The sequence below is a fragment of the Plesiomonas sp. genome, from assembly GCF_051650925.1.
In the GTDB taxonomy this organism is placed as follows: Bacteria; Pseudomonadota; Gammaproteobacteria; order Enterobacterales; family CAMTGL01; genus Plesiomonas.
On sequence record NZ_JBOFRH010000385.1, the window covers coordinates 1 to 8,505 of the forward strand.

The window sequence follows — 8,505 nt, forward strand, 5'->3', positions numbered from 1 at the left end:
AAGAGTACAAAGCGGGCCGCACGCCAAACCCTGATATTCTGTGCAATAAAGAGATTAAGTTTAAGGCCTTTTTAGAGTTCGCCGCCGAAGATTTAGGCGCGGATTATATTGCTACCGGCCACTATGTACGCCGCTCTGATCGTGATGAAAATGGTCAGGTACAACTGTTGCGCGGGCTTGATCAAAATAAAGATCAGAGCTATTTCCTGTATACGCTGGGATCTGAACAAGTTGCACAAAGCCTGTTCCCTGTCGGTGAACTTGAAAAACCAGAAGTTCGCCGCATTGCCGAAGAGATTGGGCTGATCACCGCCAAGAAAAAAGACTCTACGGGGATCTGCTTTATCGGTGAACGTAAATTCACAGAATTTTTAGGCCGTTACCTGCCGGCACAACCGGGCAAAATCGTCAGTGTTGACGGTATTGTCATGGGCGAGCATCAGGGTCTGATGTATCACACGCTCGGCCAGCGTAAAGGGTTGCTGATTGGCGGAACCAAAGAGGGTTCGGAAGAGGCGTGGTATGTGGTTGAAAAAGATGTGGAAAATAATCAGCTGATTGTTGCACAGGGCCATGATCACCCGCGTCTAAAATCAAACGGTTTGATTGCACAGCAGTTACACTGGGTTGATCGCCACACTGTTACCGCACCTTTCCGCTGTACGGTGAAAACCCGTTATCGCCAGCAGGATATTCCGTGCACTATCACCCCGCTTGGTGATGATAAAATCGAAGTGCGTTTTGATGAGCCACAAATTGCCGTGACCCCCGGCCAATCTGCCGTATTTTATGCCGGTGAAGTGTGCTTGGGCGGCGGTATTATTGAGGCGCAAATCAAGGAGTGATTTCAGTGGCAAAAAATACCACGGATGTTGTCATTGCACTTTCCGGCATGTGTCAGGCAGTGAGATTAGTGCAAGAGATTGCACGCGATGGAAACAGCCACAGCGAGGCGCTTCGCGCTTCGCTACATAGCATTTTACAAACATCTCCTACATCAACGCTGGCCGTTTTTGATAATGAGCCGCTAAATCTGCGCCTTGGATTAGAGACGCTGATTAACCAGTTATCTGGCATGAAGGGGCAGCAAGACAGCCAATTGACCCGCTACTTAATCGGGCTAATCATCCTCGAGAAAAAGCTCTCTGCCCGCAAAGACAGCGTTTCGGTATTGTCTGACCGCATTACACGGCTTGATCGCCAACTTGCCCATTTTGATCTGCTCGATGAACAAATGGTCAGTGCCGTTGCCGAGATTTATGTTGATGTCATCAGCCCTCTCGGACCGCGTATTCAGGTAACCGGTAATCCAACCCATCTGCAAAATAGCCTTGTCCAAAGCCGAATTCGAGCCTGTTTGTTGGCCGGAATTCGGGCTGCCGTACTGTGGCGACAAGTGGGTGGAAGCCGATTACAACTGGTCTTTTCGCGCGGAAAACTGGCTGAACAGGCCAAGCGTATGCTTGCCGAGCTGTAAATGGCCCACTTTTTTCTATTTTCTGTATCAACGTTTACTATCTGAACTCAGGAGTTTTATCCCCATGGAACTGTCCGCTCTGACAGCTGTATCCCCGATTGATGGCCGCTACGGCGATAAAGTCACCGCCTTGCGTGGCATTTTCAGTGAATTTGGTTTGCTGAAATTTCGGGTAATGGTAGAAGTTCGCTGGTTACAAAAACTTGCCGCCTGTGAAGGCATTGCTGAAGTACCGGCACTCAGCGCTGACGCAAACGCTTTCCTTGATCAGATTGTGAGCGATTTTTCTGAAGCCGATGCTGCGCGGATTAAAACCATTGAGCGCACCACCAACCACGATGTCAAAGCGGTTGAGTACTTCTTGAAAGAAAAAGTAGCCGCCCAGCCCGAGTTGAATGCGGTCAGTGAATTTATTCACTTTGCCTGCACCTCTGAAGATATCAACAATCTGTCACACGGGCTTATGCTGAGTACGGCACGTACAGACGTGCTAAATCCAGTATGGCGTACGCTGATCGACCAGATCAAAGGTCTGGCACACACCTACCGCGACATGCCACTGCTTTCACGTACCCACGGTCAGCCAGCAACACCGTCAACGGTCGGTAAAGAGATGGCTAACGTGGCTTACCGCCTAGAGCGCCAATTCCGTCAGCTGCAACACGTTGAGATCCTAGGTAAAATTAATGGCGCGGTAGGTAACTACAACGCACATCTGGCGGCCTACCCTGATGTTGACTGGCACCATTTCAGTGAAAGTTTTGTTACTTCGCTTGGCCTAAATTGGAACCCGTACACCACACAAATTGAGCCGCACGACTACATTGCCGAGCTGTTTGATGTGGTTGCTCGTTTCAACACTATTTTGCTCGATTTTGACCGCGATATGTGGGGCTACATTGCGCTCAATCACTTTAAGCAAAAAACCATTGCCGGAGAGATCGGCTCTTCTACTATGCCGCATAAAGTGAACCCAATTGACTTTGAAAACTCAGAGGGCAATATCGGATTAGCCAATGCACTGTTTGATCATCTGGCGGCTAAATTGCCGGTTTCACGCTGGCAGCGTGACTTAACGGACTCTACCGTACTGCGTAATCTGGGTGTTGGCGTAGGCTATTCACTGATCGCCTATCAATCCACCCTGAAAGGCATCAGCAAGCTTGAGGTGAATGAGGGCAACCTTGCGAACGAGCTTGATCACAATTGGGAAGTATTGGCAGAGCCAATTCAAACCGTGATGCGCCGTTACGGTATCGAAAAGCCGTATGAAAAACTCAAAGAGCTGACCCGTGGTAAGCGCGTAGATGCACAAGGTATGCAGCAGTTTATTGATGGTTTAGCTCTGCCTGAACATGAAAAAACTCGTCTGAAAGCCATGACACCGGCCAACTATATTGGCCATGCTGTGCAGATGGTTGATGCACTAAAATAATACAAGGTCATGCTGTAAAAATAACAGTATGACAACAACTTGCCTTGAGTTGACCGCTGTATTCCCACGAAACAGTGGCCAAGAAATGGCAAAATACGCTGTATATTCAAGCCGATAACACTGTTATCGGCTTTTTTTGTTTATGCATTGGTTTATCGCAGGTTTAAACAAAAATCTGCAGAGTGTGAGATAACATATGGCATGTTAATACCGCTTAACGTTAGAGTGTATAGCAGGTAAAACATAACACTTTGCACGTATTTCGCGGTTAAACGGCGCTGCACAGCGCTTAAGCTATATCCCTAAATAAAATACGGTATTGGGATATGAAGCCATACTGCGCCGCTGTCTACATTGGTCACTGTTTGAGGTTTTAATGCGTATTCTTATTGTTGAAGATAATGCCCTGCTCCGCCATCACCTGAAAGTGCAGCTTGAAGAGCAAGGGCATCAGGTTGATGCGGCAAAAGATGCCGTAGAAGCGGACTATTTTCAGCAAGAGCATGAACTGGATATCGCGCTGGTCGATCTCGGCCTACCCGATGAAGACGGTTTATCGCTGATCCGCCGCTGGCGAGCCGCTGGAAAAAAATTGCCGATTCTGATACTCACCGCACGCGAAAGCTGGCAAGAGAAAGTTCAGGGGCTGGAATCAGGTGCTGATGATTATGTCACCAAGCCATTCCAGCTCGAGGAAGTGGTTGCCCGTTTACAGGCACTGCTTCGCCGCAGTAACGGCATTGCGTCTACCTACATGACCGCCGGCCCGTATCAGCTAAACCTGTCACGCCGCGAACTCACTATTCACCAGCAACCGGTAAAACTGACCGCATTTGAGTATAAAATCCTCGAATACCTGATGCGCAACCACCAGCAGGTGATCAGTAAAGATCACTTGATGTTCCAGCTATATGCTGATGCCGAACTGCGTGAAACCCACACCATTGATGTGCTGATGGGCCGCCTGCGCCGCAAACTGGCCCTTGAAGAGAGTGATGGGCATAACGATGTGATCACGACCGTACGGGGTCAGGGATATCGCTTTGAGCTAAGTTGCCAATAATGGTGATATTTTCTCGGGTAACACAAGGCATTAACCGTATTAAACAGGCTATCGGCAACCTGAAATTTCAGTCATTACGGCTGCGTTTTCTGCTGGCAACCGCCGTATTAATCGGCGTGTTATCACTGCTGTACGGCGTTGTGGCGATTGGCGGTTATATCTATGTGTTTGAAAAATCGACCTACCGAATTATGAGCAGTGAGGGAAATTTATTTGTTAATTTCGCACACTGGAAAGAAGATAAGCTCAGCGTACACGTACCCGACAGCCTGCTGCGCAATAAAATGCTATTGGCATGGATTTATGATGCTGACGGAAAATTGCTCTGGCGGCTGGAAAATGTACCGGAATTTGAAAAAGCGATAGCCCCTGAGTGGCTAAAAAAACCCGGTTTCTATGAGATAGATAGCCCGCACCCAATAGCCACCTACCCGCTGATGAACAACGAGCGTTTAAAAGCGGGTCTCAATGAGTATATTGATGAGTCTGTGACCTACTCGGTAGCCGTGAATACCTATCCGGCCAGTAATGAACTGCCATCAATGACCATTGTCACTTTAGATGTTGTGCCGCAAGAGTTACAAAATGCTGATTATGTCTGGTTGCTGTTTGAGTGGGTATTACTGGCACATGTTCTGCTGATCATTCCTCTTTTATGGCTGGCAGCCAACTGGAGTTTATTACCGATTGCAAATCTTGCTCTGCAGGTTGAAGAGCTAGAGAATAACCAGCGCCAACAGCTCGATTTCAGCCCGAAACCGCCGCAGGAGTTGCGCCGCCTGATCATCAATTTAAACCGGCTGATTACCGCACAAAAACAGATGCAAGAGCGTTACCGCGCAACGCTGGGCGATCTGACCCACAGCCTAAAAACACCGCTGGCCGTGCTGCAAACTACCCTGCGCTCTGTGCGGTTATCCCCCGAAAAAAATCACTTTGACGAAGCCGAACCGGTGCTGCAAGAGCAGATTGACCGGATCTCACAACAAATCGGCTATTACCTGCGCCGTGCCGATCGCCCGCACGATGGGCCACTTAACCGTAAATTAACCTCGGTGGCCGGTATGCTCGATGCCTTATGTGTGCATTTAATAAAGTCTATGCCAGTAAAGGGATCAGCCTATCTCTTGATATCTCGCCTGAACTGATTTTCAGCGGCGATAAAGATGACTTTATGGAAGTCATGGGCAATATCATTGATAACGCTTGCAAATACAGTCTGGAATTTGTCTCTATTCGCGCCAATATGCAGGATAACCAGCTGATATTGATTGTTGATGATGATGGCCCCGGCATTCCGGCCAATAAGCAGCAGATGGTTGTACAGCGCGGACAGCGGGCTGACACCTTAAAACCCGGTCAGGGGCTAGGGCTGGCCATCGCGCTGGGTATTGTCGAAAACTACAAAGGTGAACTGCACTTTGATTATGGCACGCTAGGTGGAGCACAGGTCACGGTTATTTTTGGTGACCAAGAGGAGTAAGCGGCCACATAAAATCAGTATAAAACTCGCTGGAATGCCGAGATAGACAAGATAGCACCGCAAAGAACACGTATAATGCGCATAAACTCTCTTGAGGATACTCTGCGCTATGCCGTACCAACTGAACATTGATTGGCCCGCTTTTATGGCCACTTACTGGCAGAAAAAACCTGTCATTCTTCGCGGTGCATTTACTGATTTTATTGACCCGATGTCTGCCGATGAACTGGCCGGTATTGCCACCGAGCCAGAAGCAGACAGCCGCATTGTCAGCTTCAAAAATCAGCAGTGGAATGCCCAGCATGGCCCATTCGAGAGCTATGATCACCTTGGGGAAACGCACTGGTCACTGTTGGTACAATCGGTTAACCATTGGCATCCGCTGGCTGCAAAACTGATCACTCCGTTTCGGGTACTACCAAACTGGCGTCTTGATGACTTGATGGTCTCCTTCTCTACCCCGCACGGTGGCGTTGGCCCGCATATTGATCAGTATGGCGTATTTATCATTCAGGGCTCAGGCCTGCGCCGCTGGCGTGTTGGTGATAAACTGCCACTGCAACAGCACTGCCCACACCCAAGCCTGCTGCATGTTGAAAAGTTTGAGCCGATTATTGATGAAGAGCTAAACCCCGGTGATATTCTGTACATTCCACCAGGATTCCCGCACGACGGTGACTCTATTGAAACCTCAATGAGTTTCTCTGTCGGATACCGCGCGCCCGATCAACGCGATCTGATCAGCAGCTTTGCTGACCATGTATTGGCACACGATCTGGGTAACCGCCGTTATGATGATCCTGATCTGGCGCTAACCAGCACGCCGGGTGAAATTACTGTTGCCGAAACGGATAAAATTCACCGCATGATGCTCGATTTGCTCAGCGATAAAACCCACTTCAACAACTGGTTTGGCAGCTTTATCAGCCAGTCTCGCCACGAGCTTGATCTGGTTGAAGCTGAGCCTGAGTTTACGCCTGATGATCTGTATGAGATGTTGCAAAGTGGCCTGACACTGCAACGCTTGGGCGGCCTACGTGCGTTTTATCTGGGTGAGCGCTGCTTTATTAACGGCGAAGAGTTACTGCTGCCAAAAGGCAGTGAAGAGACGCGTCGGGTGCTGTGCGATCTTGAGGCTTTCAGTGCCGATGAGTTGGGCGAGCATCTGAATAACGCCACCTTCATGACTCTGCTGACGGAATTAGTGAATACCGGCTATTGGTATTTTGAAGATATTTCAGGGGAAGAGTTTGATGACAGCGAATTTGATGATGACGCTGAATAACCGCTGATTATTACGGTATCTCATCGTATTTCAAACATGCCGTGGCATTTTTGCCACGGCATATATAAAACGAATACATTAATTACGGTACAACACTTTTATCAAATGAAAACCGAATTGTGTTTTGACTGGCCCCATCACCTCCAGTAATGGCGCAGAAAACACCACCTGATCAAATGCACGCACCATTTGCCCTTTACTGAACTCACCCAAGTCGCCGCCCTGCTTTCCTGAAGGACACGTTGAAAACTGACGCGCCAACTTACCGAAATCTGCACCACCGGCTAATTTCTGCTTGAGCATGATGCACTCTTTCTCGGTTTTCACTAAAATATGTACTGCTGCGGCCTTATTTGCCATATTTATCTTACCTGCTCTATTTTCTATATCCTAAAAAGTATAATCGCTCTGGTATGTGAATACCCGTTTTACTACAACTAAAAACGCACTATTCTCGTGAAAATTATTCTAAAAAGGCATAACAAATCTGCTATGATCCGCTCGTTTCATTACTCTGACTGCTTTCTGTGTTGAAATGCTCTGCGTCTTGAGAATAATCAGCTAGTGCTGATTCGCTTCAGCTTGTACAATCATAGCGTATAAACGATTAACGGCATTATATTGAGCTGAGTTATTGATTGCTGATTATCAGCGGCAGCCCTGTCGTCGTTGTCACTGATTTTTATTTTTAGGAGTCATCGCTGATGCAGCGTGTGATTGCAGTAACCTTGAATCCGGCAATTGATCTAACCGGTAACATTGATGAATTACATCCGGGTGAACTCAATCTGGTCAATGATTTTAGCCGCCACTGTGCGGGTAAAGGGATTAACGTTGCCAGCATTTTAGCCGATTTAGGCGCCGATGTTACCGTAAGCGGTTTTATGGGCGACAACAACCAAATGGGTTTTGAAAACCTGTTTGAACAAAAAGGCTTGAAAGATCAGTTTTTACGGGTCAATGGCCGTACGCGGGTTAATATCAAGCTGGCGGAAGAGAACGCCCGCATGACTGAAATTAACTTTCCCGGGTTTCATGTTGATACCGCTCTGCAACAACGCTTATTTGATCAGTTGCGCCATCAGGCCACACCGGAGACACTGTTTATTCTCAGCGGCAGTTTACCGCGCGGTGTTGAACCTTGGTTTTATGCTGAGTTAATCCGCGCGTTACGGGCAAAAGGCGCTACAGTCTATTTTGACTCAAGTGCGACGGCACTGGCTGAAGGTATTAAAGCGGGGCCGCACTTGATCAAGCCCAATTTGCACGAGTTATCGCACTGGTGTGGCGAAGAGATCACCACGCTCGAACAGGCTCTACCGCATGCGCACCGTTTACTCGGTTTTGGTGTGGATACCGTGGTCATTTCAGCCAGTTCACAAGGCGCGATTGCCGTACGCAAAAATGACGGTTGCCGCAGTATTCCTCCGGAAATTAATGTGGTTTCTGAAGTGGGTGCCGGCGATACCTTAGTGGCAGGGTTAGCATGGTCGGCCATTAAAGGCTGGGATATGGCACAGGGCTTACGCTTTGCAACCGCACTGGCCAGCTGGACAGTGGCTGATCACGGTGTGCATGTTCCATCAATGGAAGCGCTGGACTATATGCTCAATAGCACGCAAGTCACCCCATTGTCCTAATATTTTCCAGCCGTTTTGACCGTATTTCTGGCAACATTTCCTGCACGATTACACGGTCAAATATAGCCGGATATTGAGTGCCCCATCGGGCACTCAATAATGCAAATAACCCTATGTAAAAC

The 8,505-nt window shown here is 48.3% G+C and carries 7 protein-coding genes and 1 pseudogene; 7 read left to right on the forward strand and 1 reads right to left on the reverse strand.

All coding sequences use genetic code 11. From position 1 onward, the window contains the following. The 6 genes and pseudogenes from mnmA to ACRC27_RS08825 form a co-directional block, all read left to right on the forward strand. The coding region (mnmA, locus tag ACRC27_RS08800) for a tRNA 2-thiouridine(34) synthase MnmA (RefSeq protein ID WP_438639711.1) at positions 1-845 on the forward strand (845 nt) is incomplete at its 5' end. Positions 846-850: 5 nt separating this feature from the next. After that, positions 851-1,477: a high frequency lysogenization protein HflD gene (hflD, locus tag ACRC27_RS08805; protein ID WP_438623979.1), complete on the forward strand. Its 627-nt coding sequence runs from the start codon at positions 851-853 to the stop codon at positions 1,475-1,477. Positions 1,478-1,541: 64 nt separating this feature from the next. Further along, complete coding sequence (gene purB, locus ACRC27_RS08810) at positions 1,542-2,912, forward strand: adenylosuccinate lyase (RefSeq protein ID WP_438630110.1); 1,371 nt, start codon at positions 1,542-1,544, stop codon at positions 2,910-2,912. A 376-nt stretch (positions 2,913-3,288) separates the two neighbouring features. Next, entirely contained in the window at positions 3,289-3,975 is a 687-nt protein-coding gene (phoP, locus tag ACRC27_RS08815) for a two-component system response regulator PhoP (protein ID WP_438639712.1), read from the forward strand. Then, a pseudogene (phoQ, locus tag ACRC27_RS08820) lies at positions 3,975-5,458 on the forward strand (two-component system sensor histidine kinase PhoQ). Before phoP ends, phoQ begins: the two are co-directional and overlap by 1 nt. 109 nt (positions 5,459-5,567) lie before the next feature. Next, on the forward strand, positions 5,568-6,743 hold the full coding sequence (locus tag ACRC27_RS08825) for a ribosomal protein uL16 3-hydroxylase (RefSeq protein WP_438623983.1): 1,176 nt from the start codon (positions 5,568-5,570) through the stop codon (positions 6,741-6,743). 78 nt (positions 6,744-6,821) lie between these two features. Here ACRC27_RS08825 and ppiC read toward each other — a convergent pair whose 3' ends face one another. Continuing rightward, complete coding sequence (gene ppiC, locus ACRC27_RS08830; RefSeq protein WP_438623984.1) at positions 6,822-7,103, reverse strand: peptidylprolyl isomerase PpiC; 282 nt, start codon at positions 7,101-7,103, stop codon at positions 6,822-6,824. Between the two features lie 344 nt (positions 7,104-7,447). On the opposite strand from ppiC, the gene pfkB reads away from it, so the two are divergent. Further along, complete coding sequence (gene pfkB / locus ACRC27_RS08835) at positions 7,448-8,383, forward strand: 1-phosphofructokinase (RefSeq protein ID WP_438630106.1); 936 nt, start codon at positions 7,448-7,450, stop codon at positions 8,381-8,383. Positions 8,384-8,505 lie beyond the last annotated feature (122 nt).

What these genes read in the sequence shown, in the direction of transcription:
- pfkB (WP_438630106.1), top strand. Translation starts at nt 7,448, where the DNA reads ATGCAGCGTGTGATTGCAGTAACCTTGAATCCGGCAATTGATCTAACC.
- ppiC (WP_438623984.1), bottom strand. Translation starts at nt 7,103, where the DNA reads ATGGCAAATAAGGCCGCAGCAGTACATATTTTAGTGAAAACCGAGAAA.
- phoP (WP_438639712.1), top strand. Translation starts at nt 3,289, where the DNA reads ATGCGTATTCTTATTGTTGAAGATAATGCCCTGCTCCGCCATCACCTG.
- purB (WP_438630110.1), top strand. Translation starts at nt 1,542, where the DNA reads ATGGAACTGTCCGCTCTGACAGCTGTATCCCCGATTGATGGCCGCTAC.
- ACRC27_RS08825 (WP_438623983.1), top strand. Translation starts at nt 5,568, where the DNA reads ATGCCGTACCAACTGAACATTGATTGGCCCGCTTTTATGGCCACTTAC.